The organism is Collimonas arenae, from assembly GCF_000786695.1.
In the GTDB taxonomy this organism is placed as follows: domain Bacteria; phylum Pseudomonadota; class Gammaproteobacteria; order Burkholderiales; family Burkholderiaceae_D; genus Collimonas; species Collimonas arenae_A.
This window is the reverse complement of sequence record NZ_CP009962.1, coordinates 1,093,786-1,113,369: the sequence shown is the minus strand read 5'-3', so window position 1 is coordinate 1,113,369 and position 19,584 is coordinate 1,093,786. Positions and strand designations below refer to the sequence as shown.

General features: G+C 53.8%; 8 protein-coding genes. 1 reads left to right on the top strand and 7 read right to left on the bottom strand.

Going from position 1 to position 19,584, the window contains the following annotated elements; all coding sequences use genetic code 11:
• Nucleotides 1–122: 122 nt before the first annotated feature.
• From LT85_RS04925 to LT85_RS04910, 5 genes are all read right to left on the bottom strand, one after another.
• Nucleotides 123–11,186: a hemagglutinin repeat-containing protein gene (locus LT85_RS04925; RefSeq protein ID WP_038486009.1), complete on the bottom strand. Its 11,064-nt coding sequence runs from the start codon at nt 11,184–11,186 to the stop codon at nt 123–125.
• Nucleotides 11,187–11,263: 77 nt separating this feature from the next.
• Nucleotides 11,264–12,244: a hypothetical protein gene (locus tag LT85_RS26395; RefSeq protein ID WP_156117429.1), complete on the bottom strand. Its 981-nt coding sequence runs from the start codon at nt 12,242–12,244 to the stop codon at nt 11,264–11,266.
• A 140-nt stretch (nt 12,245–12,384) separates the two neighbouring features.
• Nucleotides 12,385–14,205, bottom strand: coding sequence for a ShlB/FhaC/HecB family hemolysin secretion/activation protein (locus tag LT85_RS04915; protein ID WP_038486003.1), 1,821 nt, complete (start codon nt 14,203–14,205; stop codon nt 12,385–12,387).
• A 328-nt stretch (nt 14,206–14,533) separates the two neighbouring features.
• Complete coding sequence (locus LT85_RS26390; protein WP_156117428.1) at nt 14,534–14,821, bottom strand: hypothetical protein; 288 nt, start codon at nt 14,819–14,821, stop codon at nt 14,534–14,536.
• 26 nt (nt 14,822–14,847) lie between these two features.
• The gene (locus LT85_RS04910) at nt 14,848–15,648 is read right to left on the bottom strand and encodes a hypothetical protein (RefSeq protein WP_038486000.1); all 801 of its coding nucleotides are present in this window, start codon (nt 15,646–15,648) and stop codon (nt 14,848–14,850) included.
• Between the two features lie 644 nt (nt 15,649–16,292).
• Between LT85_RS04910 and LT85_RS04905 the strand changes: the two genes are divergently transcribed.
• Nucleotides 16,293–16,679, top strand: a complete 387-nt coding sequence (locus tag LT85_RS04905) for a hypothetical protein (protein ID WP_038485998.1) — start codon at nt 16,293–16,295, stop codon at nt 16,677–16,679.
• Nucleotides 16,680–16,844: 165 nt separating this feature from the next.
• Here the strand turns inward: LT85_RS04905 and LT85_RS04900 are convergent, their stop codons facing one another.
• Together LT85_RS04900 and LT85_RS04895 are read right to left on the bottom strand one after the other, a co-directional pair.
• On the bottom strand, nt 16,845–17,117 hold the full coding sequence (locus LT85_RS04900) for a fucose-binding lectin protein (protein ID WP_038485995.1): 273 nt from the start codon (nt 17,115–17,117) through the stop codon (nt 16,845–16,847).
• 381 nt (nt 17,118–17,498) lie between these two features.
• Entirely contained in the window at nt 17,499–19,577 is a 2,079-nt protein-coding gene (locus LT85_RS04895) for a sensor histidine kinase (RefSeq protein WP_038485992.1), read from the bottom strand.
• Between the last annotated feature and the right edge of the window lie 7 nt (nt 19,578–19,584).

Genomic DNA, 19,584 nt, shown 5'->3' with positions numbered 1-19,584 from the left:
TGGTATGTACAACAATAAAATAAATACAAACGCTAAAAAATACACTGTGAAAAATAGCAAAAATATATATAAAAAAGATCCAATATTTCGTTTTAATTGCGACATTATTTATTTCCACCACTTTATTTTTTGTTTACAACAGTATTTGTTGTATTACCTGTTAGCTCCTGTAGTACTGCACCTACAGCACTTCCCGATACTGATGGAATAGAATTTTTCGGAATGGCAGTAGATACTCCATACCCTAAATCTTGCCATTGTTGACGATACCAAGGATTTAATACAGTATTCAAACCCTTTTCTGCTAGAGTGCCTAAGCCGTAACCGATGGTTGTCCCTAATGCCGCCCCACCCATGCTGAGATTTGGATTTTCTCCTTTAATTCCGGACCCAGCTAAGGCCCCTCCGGTGTTAACTAGAAGGGCTGGTACTAACCCCGTTCCGAATGTGAGCGCACCGGTCAAAGTACCCATACCCACGTCGAGAAAATTAACTTGACCTTTATTAAATAATGCTTGCATAGATGCATTTGCAGTCCCACCAAGTACCCCACCTGTCACCATACCGCCCAATGCAGGAATTCCTCCCGCCGTTGCAAGTCCCAGTCCAAGCATACCAGCGCCAGCTAACGTGGCACCTACAGGGTCTTTTTGGATATTACTCGTAACAAGTTGATCGTAAGTCTGCCCCGTAGTAGATTGCCAAATTCCAAGAGTATATGCCTGCTGATTGGCCGCGACGTATTGCGAATTGAATCCATGATTCAGGTAATTAAAATCGGTTGTTGACCCACTGCAGTTCAACAGTTGACATCCGAGAATTGACCTCACTTGGTAGTCGTGAATACCTCCTTCAGCCTGGGCAGTCTGTGCATCTGAGTTACGCAGTTCTTCAGCCACAATTCGACCTTCCGCCGCATCGACGGAGATACCGAGTTTCTTAGCAACTAAGCTTGCATATGTTTTAGCCAAATCATATTGAGTTTGATGCAGTAAGTGATTGTTCGTCGCCGCATTCGCCGCAATATTCCCACCTACGCTGGCATCCATCAACGAGCCACCTGTTGCCCCTCCCACTAGTGCGCCCACTGCAGTCGACAAGGCAATCACGTTATTGAGCTGATCAGCACTGAGCTGCTCGGGGTGGAAATTACCATTGGCATCATACGCATTCGGATATAGCTCACGAGTCAACACTTGCGCTGCCAACTCACCCGATGCACCCGCACTAGCGCCAACTGCTGCACTGCTACCATTCGCCACAGCGAGAACAGCACCAAGCACGGCATGCGTCAATACTTGCTCCGTCTGATTGGCGTTACCCGGTTGCGCGAAATAGTCGCCGATGGCCTGCGCCGCAGACGGAGCGCTGGCATTGGCGGCAAGCTGCCCCACACTCTGACCGGCAAGACCGCCGGTCAATAATCCGGTCACAATGTTCAAGGCACGCGTGTAATCGCCTGTCGGTCCCCAGTTTTTGGCCGTCGTTTCTGCGTTGCTGACAGCTTGCTGGGCGCTATTCAGATTTTGCGTGGCAAGATCGAGGTTTTGCTGAGCTTGCGCCTTTTGTGCGTCCGTGCTGCTCGGATTGTCAAGAACCGCTTGTGCCTGCGCTATATTTGCATTGGCGGTGTTGACGTCCCCTTGTGCTTGAGCGACTTGCTGTCCTGCTCCCTGGCGTCTATCGCCAGCTATTTGCAGGCTAGTGCTGATCACCGTGTTGGCCGCAGTTGCTATCGCCTGTTGATTGCTCATCACATTCTGCAGATTGGGCAAAGCCGCGATGGCACCATTGGCCGTCGCCAGATCGGTGTGTGCTCCCAACCCGGCGGCACTAGTCATGTGCTGGCCGCCCACATTGATGTTGCCATCAGTGAGCGTGCCATACGTAGTGGATGTGGCGTTACCCTTGTTCTGCACCACCACCCCAGGGATAACGTTGGGACTGGGGGTGCCAGTACTCGTTTGATCCGGAGCAGCACCTTGATTCAGGCTACCGCCATAGCTACCTGACACACTCGCCGTGTTTGCCGAGTAATTCATCTGGTTGGTGATGTTTTGCACCGTGAGAGAATTGGCTGTCAGATCGGAATTGGCCGCATTGGTGCTGGTAATTGCACCGCCCTTCAGGGCAACCGAATCGGCGGTGACGTGATAGCCACCGTTACCGGCAAACAGCCCCGACTGTTGATTAACAGTCTGACTACTGCCATTGGCGTTCGATTGCGACAAGCTGCCCGATGCCTCCCACGCCGTGCCAAAGGAGACCTGCACCCGCCCACCGATATTGCTTTGTTCATTATGCTGGACGCTGGTGTCTTGCACCGATGTGATCGCCAACTTGCCGGCAACATCCGCATTAATCGTATTGGCGTTGACATCGGCACCTTGTAAAGTCGTGTCGCCCTTGGATTTCAAAGTGACGGTGTCGCCGCTTAAATGCGTGTTGCTATTGGTCGTTGCGGTATTGTTGTAGTTCCCATTGCCTACGTTGGCGCTGGCAAAGGCATACGCTCCGGTTTGCGCGCCTACCTCATACCCCACGCCGACTTGTACTCCGGCACTGTGGTTGCTGCCGCTGCTGGTCACTGTACTTTGTCCGGCATCGAGCAGGATGTTCTGGGCTGAATCGAGCGTCAAGGTGCTGCCTGGCGTATTGCCGGCGGCGATCGTCGCGCCAGTGGCGTGAATATCGCCCGCAGTACTGGTGAGATTGACATTCCTACCGCCTTGAATCGTGCTGCCCTGGGCCTGACTGTAATTGCTGCGATCCTGGCTATTGGCCGTCGTGAAACCGACGCCGACTTCGGCTTTCAGCAACTCGCCGCTTCCCACCCCACCCGCGACAGCACTGGCGGCACTAGCAACTTGATACGCATTCGATGTCGCCGCCAGACCTTGCAGGGCTTGCAGGCGACCATCGGATTTCTTCGCATTCTCGATATTGTTGCCAAGATCGATCAACGGCGAAGTCACGGTCGCAAAGGCTCCCACCTTCAGGTCAGAACTACTTTGGGCACTGCTACCGGTGTTGTTGGCCGTGTTGATGTCGATGGACTTGCCAATAATGTTGATATCGTTCTTTGCCAGCACGTTGCTGGCGGTCTGCGTGTAGGCGCCTCCGGCAGTCAGGTTGACATTGCCTTGCAAGCTGCCGACATTGGACGCCACCTGGGTGACGGCGGTGTTGTTATCCTGGCTTTTATCTGAGCTATAGCCTGCAAAGCGCTCCGTATCGGAAATCACCACTTTACCGACGGCCTGGCTGTTACTCTGGTTGGCGTTGGTGAGCGTATTCTGTCCGCTTTGGATGGTCAGATTCTTGGCAGCATTGATGCTCAAGTCGTTGTTAGCGACCAGATTGGCGGCCGTCAGAGTGATATCGCCATTGGTTGTCGCCAGGGTAGCCTTACCGCCAGCCGAGAGGGTCGTGCCGCTGATGGTGTCGGTGCTGCCGTTACCATTGCCTTTACTGTTAAATGCGCCTGCCGGCATACTGCCGCGGTTATCCGTGCTCCAACCTTTGGATGCACTGGTTTGTCCCTGGGTCTGGTAGCTGTGCGCCACATCCAGATTAATGTTGTTTTGGGCAAGCAGCAACGCGTCACCGCCTGCGCTCATACTTGCGCCCTGGCTGGTGATGCTGCCGCCTGTGGCCAGCACCGTCAAATTATTACCCGCCGTAAGTGAGCTGACCTGGGCATTGCTGGTCGCAAGATCCTGAGTGCCGCTAGCGCTACGCGAACCGGCTTGCACCACGATGGGGGTAATAGCTGCCAGCGTACCGTCTCCAATCGCATCGCCCATCTTGGTGGCTTTACCCAGTAAGCTGGTACTAGGGTTGCTGCTGGCGCTTTGCTGATAGGCGCTCTTAAACGCTCCGGCAGGGTTGTACGTCACCCCCACCGAGAAACCACTAGAGCTGGATTGTTGTGCACCATGTTCCACGCTCGTGTTTTGTGCTGCGCTGAGATCGACGCTTTTACCGATCAGCGTCAGGTTCTGGCCGGCGCTGATATCCGAAGCCACCACATTCAGTTTATTCCCAGCCTGAATCTGTGTATTGCCATTGATCGAGGCAATGCTCGAACTCTGCTGGGTCACCGTCTCCATACTACTTTGACTGTCGGCACTGGATTTGCCATAGCCGATGCTAGCGACGCCGGCAGAGAAACCGCCTGTGAAACCGGATTTCTTTTCGTCGCGGCTAAAGCTACTGTTGCTGGTGTTCTGCGACGCGGTGACAGAGACGTTATTGGCGGCGTTCAGTGAAACATCGTTTGTTCCGATCACATTGCTGCCGGCGACATTGATATCCCGGCCAGCCTGCACACTTACGCTGTCGCCCGACAAGGTACTGCCGATGGCGCTCGTGGCGCTGGCGTTGCTCTGTATACGGCTGGAGGACGACGACAGGAAGCCATGCGACGTCGTGTAAATTGCCTGATCGAGACTGCTACCTTGTTGCGCCGTACCGAGATTAACATCGCGTACAGCCACTGCCGTCAGTTGACCAACAGCATTGACGTTGGCCGCGCTGGTGGTCAGGTCACGACCTGATGTCATCGTCAGGTTGCCACCAGCATTGATGGCGGCGCCATTCACCTGCGTCTGGTTTTCGTACAGATGATTGTCACCGTTGTAGGTGACGTTATAGCTGCGTTGCGTATTGACCGCCGTCAGATTCAAATCGCGTCCCGCCGACAGTTGCGCATCGCCGGTAGTGTTGATCTGTGCCGCCTGCACCGTCAAATCCCTCCCCGCAGAAATGGAGAGTTGATCAGCGGTGACGCTGGCGACAGTACTCAGGCCGATATTCGTACCCTGCCTACTAGACGCCGATACCGTATCGGTCGCCAAGGTGACATCACGCCCAGCGAGAATGCCGACACGATGACCCGAAATGCTGCCGCCATTGTTCAAAATATCGTTCTGTGCGACCAGCACGGTCGTACCATCGGTACCTGTATTACGGATGTTACCGGTATTGGTGATATCCGTGGCCTGAACGATCATATTGTTGGACGCTTGCAGCGTACCGCCGTTTGCCAGGGTGCCGTTGATCTTCAAATCGATATTCTGTCCGGAAATCAACGCACCGGTCGGTTTTAAATCGCTAGCATCCGCGCGGGCCAGATAAACGACTGGCGCTAATACCTGCGTCTGCGTACCATCCGGCAGCGTCACCGTTTGATTGACCATCCAGACGATATCGGAAGTCAGCGCAGCCATCTGCGCATCGCTCAAGGCCATGCCGGGCACCATATTGAACTGCTTGGCGCTTGCAACGCCGGAGTCCATCAGCGCCTTGAATTCGTCTTCATTGCTGGCGTAGCCGCCCAGGAAACGTTTGCCGGTCAACTGCATCACCTGATCGGTGACTAATTTTTCTTCGTAGAAGCCGTCGCCTAAGCGCTTTTCTGTCGTTGCCGGATTGATCCCCAACAGATTCAACATATAGTTGCTTGAGAGGAAACTACCATAATTGGTAAATACCGGATCGGTGGCAACCAGGTATTGCTGGCCGGGGCTGGTTTGAATCGTGAACAGATGGTTGTTCGGCAAGGCCAGATTCGGCAACGGATTGCCTGCGCTGCCAATGGTCTGGTTGCTGCCGGCGGTACTGGTGCCGCCGCCAGCTGTGCCTCCCGTTGTGGCAACGGTATGACCACTGCCGCCGATACCTGTGCCTGAGCCTATAATGCCGCCCACAGCAGCGATGCCGTGACCGTTCGCGCCCGAGACCGTTTGCGTTCCCTGATTCGCCGCCAAACTGAGGCCGCCGACGCTCGGTACAGCAGAAGAGCCTACGCCTTGGCCGAGAGCTGGGTTGGTGCTGCTATTCGGTGCGGTGTTCTGTTGCACGCTCCAGACCTGCAAGGCCAGCGGCGTCGAGGGCAACGTGACATCGTAAGCTGCACCATTGTTGTCATAGGTATAGTAATTTTGGTGCGGGTGACCGCTGACCCAGTGATAGTAATTCTGTCCGGCGGTCATGTGGTCGACCGTATCGGTTGTACCCGTCGCGCCAATATTGTTGATGTTACCTGTTGTGCCCGACAAAGTGCCGCCAGCAATAATGGTACTTTTATCGTTGGTGATATTCCCGGACAGGACCATACCGTTACCGGAACTGATCGTGCCTGGAGCGCTGGAAGTCACCACCGTGTTCGAGACGGTTTGCGTATAGTCCTTTTTATAGAACTGCTCGAAACGGTTGCCATCCGGGATAATCAGTACAATCCCGCCGTTGCCGCTATCGCCCCAGGTCACTTGATTCGGGTTATACCACGTCGTCGGAGCAGCCCATTCTGCATATTGGGTAACTTGCGTGGTCTGGGTAGGATCGACCTGCTGGGCCGTTGTAAAGTGCGCGTTGGTGTTGTTCAGTTGCGCCGTCTGGAATACCAGATTGCCGCCGGCATCGATGGTCGCCGAGCTATTGGTGATGCTGTCGGAAGTGCCAACGGCCAGATGATTGGCATCGAGCGAGCGGGCAAAGGTCATATCGCCCAAGCTCTGGATAATGGCGTTCTCACGATTGACGGTAGTGACTGCACCGATATTGATACTGTTACGGGCCGCAATCGCACCAGCCTGGCCGCTAACCGGATCGACATCATTGGTCAGCGTTTGCGCGCCAAGAGCAATATCGTCGCCGTAGATACGACCCGTATTGGTAATCGCATTGCCAGCCTGAATCGTCGTGGCGCTGGCATTGATCAGACCGGTGGATTGATTGTCGACGTTGGCCGCATTCAGCGTTAAACCGTTGACCGCAGTTAGAGTGCCAGTATTGGTCAAATTGCCGGTCGTGTTCAAGGTCAAGTTGTTATTGGCCGTCAGAACATTGCCTGCCGTATTCGTGTAGTCGCCTTGTAGATTGATAGTGCCATCATGTCCGGCCACGACAACGCCGTTGCCGACGATGGTCGGGGCGGTCAAACTCAGATCGTGGCCGCTGGCGACCGTACCGGCCGCGTTAGTAAAACTGCCAGTGGCAATACCGATATCGCCGCCAGCGCCGGTGGTGCTACCGATGAGTCCGAATATATTGTCGATACTGGCGACATTCAGATTGATATTACCGGCTGCGCCAACCGTACCACCGACGTTCGTCAGCGCAGCGCCACCCTGATTCAGTTGAAGGTTTTGCGCCGAATAGAGTGCACCGGCGTTATTGTTGACGATGCCGCCAGTATTCAACATCAGATTGCCGGCAGCAATGATTTGTCCTTGCTGGCTGTTGTCCAGATTAGACGCATTGATATCGACCTCCCCGTTGCCGCCGATAGTTCCTTGATGATTCGTGACCTGGCTACCGCCGTTGATCTGGGTCAGGCCGGTGCCGGTATTGGCAATGCGACCTGTCGAATTGTCGATGCCATTGCCGGAGACCGTCAAGGTTGCCGTGCTGCCGTTGGCTTCGATGCGGCCATTGGCGTTACTCAACGCGCCGGCAGCACTGGTGCTGACATTCGCCGCGCCCTGAATTACGCCATTGGTGTTGGTTAGGGTACTGTTCGATTGCAGCGCCAGGTTGTCTTTGCTGTAGACAGTGCCGCCGCTATTATCGAACGAACCAGCGTTCAGATTCACTGTACCGCTACCACCAATGAAGCCGCCGATACCGTTCGCCACGGTATTGCTGATGGCTTGGGCAATGGAGACATTCAACGGTGCTGCGCCGATACTTTGTACCGTGCCGCCAGCGTTATTCAAACTTTGGGCGCTGACATTGACGGCTTGCTGCGTTCCTTCGATCTTGCCGTTTGTATTGTTGATTTGACCGTTCGCGGCGTTCAGGTTCAGGCTGCTGCCGCCGATGTACCCGCCTGCGCTATTGTCGACACCGCCTTGCGTGGCTGTCACACCAAGCTGCTGCTGGGCGAACAATGCGCCGCCCTGGTTAGCAATCGATGCAGCAGTGATGGCCGCTTGCCCATTGCTGCCCAGTGTGCCGCCGGCATTCGACAGAGTACCTGCGCCGTTCCCGACGTTCACGGTCAAGGTGCCGCTACCAGCCAAGGCTATTGTGCCGCCGTTATTGTTCAACACTTGCGGCGTCAATGACAAGTCGGCGCTGTTGGTCTGGATCAGGCCACCATTGCTGTTGTCGAGCGTGCCTGTAACGCCAATCTGGGTCGGATTGCTGCCGTACTGGATGATTTGGCCGTGCTCGTTGGTCAAATTGCTGCTGGCGATGCTTAATTGATCTGCCGTAATTTTGCCGCTACTGTTATCGAGTTGCTGCGCTGTCAGTGCGACGTTGGCGGCATCTACTGCGCCGTTGGCGTTCTTCAAGGACACCGCACTTGCGGTCAAATTATTACCAGCGGCAAGACGACCGCCGCTGTTATCGAAACTGTTGGCAATTGTCGTTGTGAGATTGTGCGTGGCGGTGATCTTGCCGCTATTGATGGCGTTCGCTGCAGTGACTGCCACGTCGCCGTTGCCACCGATGACACCGGCATTGGCGTTCGTGAGCTGGCCGGCTGCATTGAGGGTCAAGCCATCGGCATTCAATGACGTGATGTTCCCGGCTGTATTATCGATGTTCGCCCCGGAGACCGCTAATGCGCCGCCCGATTGAATCGTTCCTTGCGCGTTGGCGATATCGTTGGTGACATGCACGTTCGCCTGATTCTTTGCCGTGATGCTGCCGGCTTGATTATTCAAGCTGTTGGCAGTCAAAGCCAGTTGGCCGTTGGTGCCGATGACACCGTTTTGGTCGGACAACGCTCCTGCATCATTGATCGTCAGCGTCCCGGTGCCGGCATGGGCAATCGTGCCGCTGTTATTCTGAATGGCCCCCGCTGTAATTTTCAGATCGGTGCCGTTGGTTTGCAGCGCGCCGCCGTTGCTGTTATCCAAGGTGCCGGCAACGGCGATGGTCGTCGCGTTGCTGCCGAATTGACTGATTTGACCATGTTCATTGGTCAAATTGGTGCTGGTGATCGCAAGCTGGTCGGCGGTAATTTTACCGCTGCTGTTATCTAACTGCGCAATGCTCAATGCCACGTTGGTGGCGTCAATCGTGCCGTTCACATTCTTGAGACTGGTAGTACTGGCGTTCAAATTCTTGCCGGCGGCCAGCAGGCCGTTGCTGTTGTCGTCGCTGCCAGCGACTGTGCTGGTCAGGTTATTGCTCGCAGTGATCTTGCCACTGTTGACCAGTGAACCCGCTGAAATACTAGCGTCACCATTGCCGCCAATGGCACCTGCCGCCCCATTCGTGAGCTGACCCGCTGCACTGATTGACAAGCCGTCGGCATTCAAGGAAGTTATGCTACCGGCGGAGTTATCGATATTGTTGCCGGTCAGAGACAATGCGCCGCCCGACTGCATAACGCCCTGCGCATTCGTCACGTCGCCGGTCACATGGACGTTAGCCGCTCCTCCTGATGTAAGGCGACCTGCCTGATTATTCAAGCTGGCAGCCGTCAAGGCAAGCTGGCCATTGGTACCGATAACACCTTGCGCGTTGCTGATGGCTCCGCTCTGGATCGTCGCCGTACCGGAGCCGGCATGATTAATTTGGCCTCCCGCGTTGTTCAGACTTGCCGACTGGATCGTCAAGTTCTGCGCATTGGTGGTCAAATTCCCACCATTGTTGTTGATGGCACCGGTCGTCGTGATACTGGCATCACCGCTGCCCGATTGGGTGATCGTGCCGCCGACGTTCGATAAGCTGGCCGAGGTGCTGGTCAACTGCGACACGTTGATTTTGCCCTGGTCATTGATGACAGCGCCTGCTGCATTGATGTTCATTGGGCCGGTAGCTTGCAGCGTGCTCCCTGCAAGATTGACATCGCCGCTGTGCGTCGCCAGGCCGATGCTGCCGGCAGCGTTCGTCTGCGAGTGCGATAGATCGATGCTTGCGCCGTTCGCGGCAATGTTGCTACCAGCGGTATTCTGGCCGGTGGCAACAATAGCGCCCGATGCCACCAGATTCACATTACCGCCTTGCGTGACCTGGCCGTTGGCATTGACGCCAGCGCCGACCGCACCGGTTGAAGCGACGCTACCACCGAACAACGTCACATCGCTTTGACTGGCGACCGTACCACTGTTGGCGATCTGGCCAGCGCTATAGATGCTCACCGCCTGCTGGCCGTAGGTAGTGCCGGTGTTGGTCACGCCATCGTTGCCGACAACGCGTAGCAGGCCCGTTGCCGTGGTGCTCCCACCGAGAGTCACTTTGCCCGAACTGTCGATGTTGAGGTCACCGGATTGCGCTGCCATGGTGCCGTAAGAGGCAACCCCAACGCCGGCTTCGGTGCCGACCAGCTTAATTTTATTGGCATACATTGATCCGAGAGCGGCAAGATCAATGCTCACGGTCGGCTTGTTATTGTCGCCCTGGATGACGGTTACCCCGAGGTCGCCATAATTAACCTGATTTGTTCCAGTGATGGCATTCAGGTTGTTGGCCCATAGCTGACCGTTAACCGCAACGCTTCTGGAAATTAAATCTAACTGATCTACGTTGCTGGCGTTAAGGCCAGCGCTGCCGATCTGGATATTACCGCCAGTGACACGAAACGCGTTCAAGCTACCGTCGCCGCCGAAGACTGGCGTCCCAGTGGTCAGCACTGCCCGGCTGGTATTAATGAAGCCCGCGCCATTGGTTCCGCCCACCAGGATTCCGTTCGGATTGGCAATAATGACCTGAGCCCTCTGCCCGGCGACTTCCAGATAACCGTTCAACTGACTGATGCCGGTTCCCGTCACCTCGTTGAGAATAATTTTTGCGGGGCCATTTCCCAAATTGGGATTGCCAGCCACGAAACCTGCTTGCTGAGTGGAAACGACTGTAGAGGAGTTATTGAGAATCGCTCCTTGGCTCCCGACCCCAAAGGTTGTGTACTGATTATGGCTCAGCCCTGAAGCGGAAGGCGCGACAATGTTGACGAGCGGAATTCCATTAGCGGTACTTGTTACCGTCGGACGGCGCGAACCGGCATTCGGGTCGGCGACAATCTGGGCCGAGACAACGGAGACGCCGCCGAAGAGTGCGGCAACGGCCACGCCCAGATACGCCAGGCGCATCAGCGGCGAGGTTGTCGTCGCCGCGCTACCGGATTGGCTGCCTGCGCTTTTACCCTGACTCGCTACGTCCTCCGCTACGGCCATCAACATGCCCCGGTTCTTATTGAAAATGACGCGGTAGGAAAGCTTGTTCATAGTGAGTCCAGATAAAAGGAGCGTCTCATGTCGACGACATCAGGCGGTGATGCAATGAGGGGCGAAGAGGGTATAGCTTATTGTTTGCGCAGCGCCATGGAGAGGATTTGGGTCGCTTCAATCGAATTTGGCAAAGGCCCGCTAAATTGAAAGTAAGCGCCGAGTTCTTCTGCCGAGGTGCCAAAGAATCGGAAAAACGTTGGAACGGGGCCATTTACAAGACCGAATCCCGTTGTCAGATGCGGATAGACAATGCCGTTATTCAGCGCGGTATAAGTTATCCCCGTGTACGTAAACGTACTGGCAAATTTACTTGGATCGGTGGCAGACGGCGTACCACTGCTGTCAATGAGGACTGGATTGGGGGCTATCGCGAAGGTGACTTTTTGGGCAGCATAATCGACCGTTGCTGTAACGTCGGAGGAGTACAAGGCTCGGGCAGTTTGTGTATTTCCGGGAATATTGCTGACCTCGGAGATATATTGGAAAGCCTGACCCACATAGGTAGCCGTACCGGAACTTGGCCACGTCAATGTGGTGAGATCCGACTGATAACCAGCCAAGTCAAAACCTGCTGTGGACGCGTCGTCGATATTGCGCCAATAGACGTTTTGTATTGTCTTGGTTGCATTCGGGTTCAATATGCGGATGTTCTTGTTGGCAGCGACATCGTTGGTCGAAAAAATATGACTCGCAGTCACACTTCCACCCGCTAATCCAGATGGGAATGTGAAATTAAAAGCGGGGCTATGATCTAACGAATCGATCGGCTGATGAGTAAACGTTATATTGGCTGAAGCATCTATAGTCGCACCGAGATCTATTCCGCTTGTAGCCCCTCCAGTGTAGAAGTCAGTTCCCATGCGATTAAAAGCCAGTGCATTGACCGAAGGTGTTGTCGCGGGCGGCGTAGTCGTGGCCGGGGTTGTTGATGAACCGGTGCTGGCGGTGCTATTCCCACTGTCGCCACCACCGCAGGCGGTCAACGCAGCCAGACATAGTAGGCTGGCGATAGTAGCGAATTGAGAAACGACATTCTTTTGTTTAGCGTTTTGCATTTTTATGCTCTGTTATATGGTGAAGGCAATACTTGATAGTAAGGAACAATGTAGAAACAAAAATGACAACAATTGTTAAATTATCTATATTTCACATATGTATCACGATGTGTCGGGAAATAACCACGCAAAGCCCGCACCTAATATTGGTAAGCGAGACTGAAACCGACCGCCGGCATGGCGGTATTAAAACCTTGCGGCTTATACAGCGCCCAGCTGGAAAATACGTCGTAGGTCAAACCGTATAAGCCGCCGCGCATACCGACGGTTGCGCCGGCCAACTTGTTGCCGAGCAAGCCCGGATTGCCGGAATCATTCGACGTCGCGGGCCAGCCGCGCACGCTAGGGCCATAGACCTGTCCATAATCCAGACCGACATAGCCGGTTTGGCCGCTGCTGGCGATGGGCAAATCAAGTTCATTACGCAAATAAAAACCACGCTCGGCAGCCAAGGTCAGTTCTCCGTCGAAGCCACGCACTGTGTAGCGATTGCCGATGCTGAATTGATCCGTCAAATACAATTGAGAACGGGAGGTTTGAGCACGAAACGTACCTATATAAGTCACCGGCTGGCTGGCGATCTGGAACGGTACGCTCAAGGTGGCGTCGATGGTCTGCAAGGTGTAGTGCAGATTGTTCGTCGCCGGATCTTCCTGCCCCAGATAATCCTTGATATAGGTCTGGCCGTTGAACCAATTGACACCCCACCGATTCGCTAACGTCAGATCGAGTTGGGCGCTGCCGAAGTAATGCGTGTGCACCCAGGCTAGCTCCGCGAACGTGGTGTTGCGGTTTTGTTTTTCGTTTTCGGCATCGTCGACATAAGAGTGATTCCAGCGCTTGCCGACCTTAAATTGCCAACTGTTTTTTTGCGATTGATCGCGCTGGAATAATTGCGCAACCTTGAATTCCAGATTGCGCGACTTTCCGTGGGAGACGAACGTCTGGATGGATTGCGCGACCTCTTGGTGATAATCGTAGGTGCTGCCCGAGACAGAAAAATTCCAATAGCCGACGGGTACTGCGTAATAGATGTTGTTTCCGCTGGTCCCGCGCTGACCTGCCTTGCGGTCGGCATCAGTGCTGAGGCCGACGTTGAACATGTCGTTGAGACCGAGCGGGTTGTCAACCGCCAGATTCAGTCCCGCTTGCAGCTTGCCTGTGCTTTTAGAACCGCTATCGTCGAGCGTACCGGTCAGCTTCCACGGTTTGCTACGCTTGACATTGATCACGACGTCGCTTTCGCCGGGCACATCACCGGGGACAATTTGCATGTCCACATCTTGACTGGGAACTCGCTTCATTTGCTCTAAGCCTTGTTCCAGATCGCGCAAGTTGAGCAGTTGATCAGGGCCGGTCGGGAATGCGGTTTTCCAAGTACCGTAAAGCAAAGGATCGGAAAATCGAATGGCGCGAATAACACCCGGGATCAGCGTCAAGGTAAGCACGCCATCGGCAATATCTTGTCCAGGAATGCCGATGCGCGTCGTGCTGTAGCCACGCGCTAAAATTTGATTGGTCAGGCGCTTGACGATCAGATTCAATCCCTGCTTTCCAACACAAGCCCCGTCATAGCGCCGCAGGTAATCTTGAGCAAAGCGGAAATGATCGAATGGTAAGTCGCTCGCGCCGGCTGCACGAATCGCAGGCGGTAACTGGCTCGGGACATCAAGGACGAACTGGTGAATAGGGAAACAAGGGGTCTCGCTCGGAAGCGCCAAGCTGTCGGCTGTGTCTGGAACAACCTTTTCTTGCAGATTAACGTTCGGCGCTTGCAGCAGGCGTTGACGCTCCTGAGCCTCGGCCTGGCTGCGACGGCGCTGCTCTTCGCTATCTGACGTTTGAACGGTCTGCGCACTGCCGTTATGGAGTGCTCCTGCCAGCAGAACCAAACTCCCAACACTTTTTGCCAAGCCCGACAGGCGCGCGCGACCCTTGTCGGAAGAAAACTCCTGCCCCATTGTCTACTTTCTTCATTTTATTAAGGCAGGATTGTATGCAGAGCATCATTGCTGAACTAGCAAAAAAAGATAATTTCGAGGAGATTTTTCAATTGTTAACGTTTTCACCCACAGAGAAATCATAGTAAAAAATGCCCTTCTGAGCCCGAGCCTAAACTAAAGCCGTAAAAATTGAACCTGTCAATTGTGATAGGTACAGCTTCCGCGCATATCGGGGAAATCTGTTCTAGAAACTCATGTCGCTAGCCAGTTTGCGCATCGCACACCTGCCGGCGCTAATCGTCATATCTTCCAGCACCGCGCACATGTCCGATACCGGCTTGAAATGCTACCTGTCGCATTGAATTGGTTTAACACCAGAGGCCAGACAAACAGGGCAAGGCGTATCGCTAATGACTCGTGGATTCAAATCAAGCGGTTTAAAGCCCTTGCCACCACAATCGACGCAGACATCATTTAGCCAATGCCTCAGACTGAGCGCGGCGATTTTTTTGAGATTGATATGCAACGGCCAGTTATTTACCGCCGCCTTTTTAACTACGATGCCTTCCCACTCTGACAAAAGCTGGTAGTAGGTGGTTGCGTCGTTAGCTTGCTCAACTGGCTTCGCATGCATACACGCGCTGATGAATCAGATTTGGCTCATCTCTGCGACAAAAAATATGCGCGCAAATTCAGTGGAATCGGCCGTATAACTGGGCATTGGGACAAATCTCTTGCAAAGTAGTAGCGATGGCTACCTTGAATAGCAAGCCCGTTGATTGTAGCGACCTGTTCGACGCCAACTCTCTGATCTCGCATTTCTGCCGCCAAGCAGACTGTCGGAGAAAGGGGAACGATGGAATATCTCAGGAAATTGTCTGGAACGATGAATTCGACATCATCAGAGGTAAGTATTCCCCATTTAGTTTTCTTCATTCGATTTCGTTCCCGATCCATTGCAATACTGATCCCGATACCAGCCATAAAACGACCTGGCACAGTTCCTTCTGGCTTCATGAAAACAACACCCTTAGACTCGAGCACCTCCTGAGAATTTTTACTTAAATTCCTATCTGGTTCCACGCCTTTGAGGAGTGTGTCCGATATTGGATTCAAATATCGATTAAATCTAAGCTGCCAAATCAGATACAAATCGGTAACTGACTCATTCATATGAGTCGACAGAGTGCGAACGGAGCCGGACGCAATTTGTTCGGCTGTATCTTGATATTTATTTTCTATTTCCACCATCAAGCCGTGCTCTGTCTTATGGTCCCATACGCGACGAGCGCAAAAATACGGATTGTCAGTACCGAACATAATATTGTCTGAATGATCCAGCCTGCGGACATGTACCCCTCCGCTCGTCGCAAAACGATCCATGCTCGCGCGTGGAAAGATGTGCTGATTCACGGTGAGCTTATGTGGGTTACCCTTCTGCGTCTTTTCTGCGCGCATCATGTGCGTTTTATACGTAGACTATTTCGATTTCAAAGTGGGGTTACCGTTAGGTCGTATTGAGGAAGTTCACGCACTATCTTCCCACCGAACCGGGTAACGAGTATTGGTCGCGCGGCAGAGCCGACCAGCGCCAGTAAAATGGCACCCCTAAAATTAGATTTTGCACGGATTACCAGAATAAATGGCTTTTATCTTGACGAAGAAGAATGCGCTGTCACGGTTGACATATAATTCAAAGGAACGACAGGTAGCTCCGGTGCGGATGTCATGCCGTATCGTTAGAACTCACCCTGTTGCAATAATCCGACAGCTGGAACATTTTTCTTTTTGCTGGTATTTTTGTTGGTATTTTATAAAAAAAATTAAGAAAACCCAGTATCTGCGCGGGTTTAACGAAGAAATTCGATTCCGGCTCTCGCACCAAATGAATATAAGGCTCTCAAACTTGAGGGCCTTTTTTCATTGTTTCTGCAAATGTAGAAAGTGAACGTCATCGCCACCTCTCCACCTCAGAAATCTCACATGCGCCGCTGTTTTGCTATGCCGATGCGGGATGACTACGACAATGAACGGGCTGTATTACAAATTGCAGGTCGCTACACGGCCTAAGAAATTGCGGCCGCTTCCATTTGTTTGGCAACGCGATGGTGAAAATATTCAGTGCCATTAAATTCAGCGACCAAAGCTTTCCTTCCCTTTACCGCCCAAGTGAAAACCTGTTTCCCACCCTATTTTTCGATTTGAAATTTCTTGCTGCATCGCGCATGTCCTTTCGATTTAGGACCATACGCCACTCAAGCCACTCAATACTCTTTCGCCTCACCATTACGCAGCGGCTCAAGGCCAATTGCCAAGCGCGCTCCTTCACCCAATGTATCAACAGAGAAGTTGCGATTCATCTGCAAGACGAGTGGTTGCAGCGGGCTGGGATTTACACCGCAGACGCCGATACGGGTGCGGGTGATGAGTGGGTGTTTGGTGATTGCCAGAGAGCAAGTTCCGCAACTTCTACACAACTCTGCAACATGTGAAAAATCGACTCCTTGCCCTAGACAGTTTACGGATCAAGGAGCGGATTTTATTAGGCAAAAAACGGGTCAACAATAAACAGCATTCGTGTCGTTGCAAGACCCGGTCCTCACCTATTGTCGATGAGCGCGTGGAATTTGATTTGTTCCGCGCCTCATTGGCGCAAATTAGCCGGTGTAGGCGCCTTTATACCAACCTTCGCCATCCCAGCACCACTCAGTCGTTTGGCTGCCAGTGGTTGCATAGACGCGGATATGGATAGTGTTTCCGTTCAGCCAGCTGGTTGCAGAGGCATTTTCACCTGGTTGCTTGAATGCGCCCGTGTACCAACCCTTCGATCCGTCGTAGCAACGTTCAGTGATTGTAGAACCATTGGAAGTATAAACACGGATCGAAGGAGCGCTTGTTCCCCATGAAACGGCTGCAGTTTGATTTGACATTTTTAAACTCCTGGATTGAGTTGAGTAAAGTGACAAACTAAAACACTTCTGTGACCACGACATACGTGTCACCGCGATGATGCCCATTCATATTAGCAAGTGACCTGCGCAATAAATACCTGTCAATTTTCCCTGTCAATTTTCGCAGGCAGGAGATACAGACATCATCTTGCGGACGCTGGGTCAGGTTTCAATACTATTTTGATTAGATGAGAAATGACGAGTCGTTAAATTTTCGTGTTCAATTTTTAACGAAAGATGCTTTTTCCCGTTACAGCATGGCGCGGAAAAATGGAGGATCGACCTTTCGATAGCCGTGGAGGACAAGATGCATTTGAATTTATTAAATCTAAAGGAATTGCCGTCAATTCCGAATCAAAATCACACGCGTTGCAACCCCAAGGAAAACACCACCCCATCCGCAACATTTTGCGCAGTAATGGTCCCGCCCATCTTGGCCATATAAGTCTTGGCGACAAACAACCCCTGTCCCCGGTTGCCATTCGCACCGGCATCCAGTTGGTCGGAGACGCCGTATTCGAAAATCTTGTCGATCAGTTCTTCGGCGATATGCGGCCCCTCATTGTGGATGGCGATGGTGACGGCGGTTTCGGTCGTTTTCAGGTCGATGGAGATCATGGATCCCGGTTGGCGACAGCGGTCGGCGTTGCGCAGGACGTGCGTGACGACATCCTCCAGCGAATAATCATCCGCTCTCACCATCACGCCTGGCTGACCGCCGGAAAACCTGACGTTGGCGATGCCGACCAGCGGTGCATTGTCGGCGACGTTGCCAAGAAAAGCGCTGATGTCGATGGCCGTTACCTGCAGTACTGTGGATTGAAACGCTTCGCTGGGAGACGCGCTGCCATACAGCACCCGTATCGCCTGCTGCATGCGGTTGATGTAACGGCTGCTCTGGTTTTCTGCCGCGCCCTGCAACGCCATCAGCGATTGCAACGGCGACATGATTTCATGACCCACCGCATGCCACATTTCTTTTTCCTGCTCGGCGCGGATTTCCTCGCGCTCAAGATCTTCCCTGACGCGCCTGAGCAAGTCGTGCAGGCAGCTTGCCAGCACGCCTAGCTCATCCGCGCCGCGCAAATCGGTGAGGTCGAATTGGTCGAGGCCGCCTGATCCTTTGACGATTTTCGATACCTTGGCTGCGCGCCAGGTCAGCAATGTGATGCGGCGGATGATACCGATCTCGATGACCAGCCACGCGACGAACAATGCCAGTAGCATCGCGCCGACAAACCATGACACGCGCGCAGCCACCACGCCCAGGCTGCGGTTGACGCTGCGTTCGTCGCCCGTCAGGGTCACATCATAGATTCCCGCCGACGTCACGACAGATTCGCGGCTTTCGTTCGGCACGCCCACTTCGTCTACAGGCAGGCGGCGCACCAGGCGGCTAAGCAGGCGCGAACTGTCATCCGGATGATCTTCGGCTCCTATCAGGCTGACTAGGTCGGTGTTGTTTGCTGCACCACGCTTCCTGATCCGCAAGCTCTCGCCCGGCAACAGCAGAGAAGCAAGGTCGCCCACGACAAAGGCCCTGGCTGCGCTTGCGCTTTTGCTGTCGAGCAGCAGCGGTCCATCTCCCGGAGACAAGACCTCTATCCGCACCTGGATCTTATCCAGGTCGGCCGGTGGCCAGACGGGGACATTTTTCTGGAACAGAGCGTCTTGCAAGACTCCCACTGGCAGCCGCAACGAGAAAAACGAACTGCGCGGACAATCCTTATTTTCTTCGCCCTGCCCGGGCTTGCTGCACAATGTGCTTTGCCAGATCCAGCCGCGAAAATCCTTGACCGGCTTGGCTCCCACGAGGCCACTATCATCATCGAGAAATCCGGTCAGGCGGCCATGTGCGCCATGCGCTTGCACTGCATTGGGGTCGCCATTCTTTTCAAACGGCGCGATCCAGCGATAGGTCTGTCCGCGCAGCGCCACAGTCACCCGCACCCGGTGCGCGTCACCGATATCCTGCTCGCCGCGCTGGTGCGGCATCAATTCGTTGCTGACGAAACTGCCGGCAACATAGATGAAACCGCCCGCCCACGGGTTGTTGCCAATGGCGACGCATAGCGCGCCGCTATCGCCGTACTGCACCAGGCAGCCGGACATGGTGACGGCTTGCTGGACCTTGTTCTGGTCGTCGAAATCGAGTGAGGAAAATGGCAGCAATACCGGGTGCAGCCCAGCCGAAGCGGCATCGCCATTTTCGGTGCGAGGATTCAACAGCGCCAGTTGTCCGGCCGGATGGCGCAAGGTGGCCAGGATCTGGTCGCTGGTCTTGCGAAAATTGGCTTGGTAATTCTTGTAGCTCAGCTGCTTTTCCTGCTGCAGCACGTACAGAGCCATCGCAATGGTCGCCAACGCCAGCAGCAGGAAGGCGCCACGAAACAGGATACGCAAGCGGTATTGGGCAAGATTCGGAAGACTGATCTTCATGGGCGCG

Excerpts from the sequence above, each read along its gene's own strand:
- LT85_RS26390 (WP_156117428.1), bottom strand. The coding sequence starts at position 14,821 with ATGCATGCGAAGCCAGTTGAGCAAGCTAACGACGCAACCACCTACTAC.
- LT85_RS04895 (WP_038485992.1), bottom strand. The coding sequence starts at position 19,577 with ATGAAGATCAGTCTTCCGAATCTTGCCCAATACCGCTTGCGTATCCTG.
- LT85_RS04900 (WP_038485995.1), bottom strand. The coding sequence starts at position 17,117 with ATGTCAAATCAAACTGCAGCCGTTTCATGGGGAACAAGCGCTCCTTCG.
- LT85_RS04915 (WP_038486003.1), bottom strand. The coding sequence starts at position 14,205 with ATGGGGCAGGAGTTTTCTTCCGACAAGGGTCGCGCGCGCCTGTCGGGC.
- LT85_RS04910 (WP_038486000.1), bottom strand. The coding sequence starts at position 15,648 with ATGATGCGCGCAGAAAAGACGCAGAAGGGTAACCCACATAAGCTCACC.
- LT85_RS26395 (WP_156117429.1), bottom strand. The coding sequence starts at position 12,244 with ATGCAAAACGCTAAACAAAAGAATGTCGTTTCTCAATTCGCTACTATC.
- LT85_RS04925 (WP_038486009.1), bottom strand. The coding sequence starts at position 11,186 with ATGAACAAGCTTTCCTACCGCGTCATTTTCAATAAGAACCGGGGCATG.
- LT85_RS04905 (WP_038485998.1), top strand. The coding sequence starts at position 16,293 with ATGGTGAAAATATTCAGTGCCATTAAATTCAGCGACCAAAGCTTTCCT.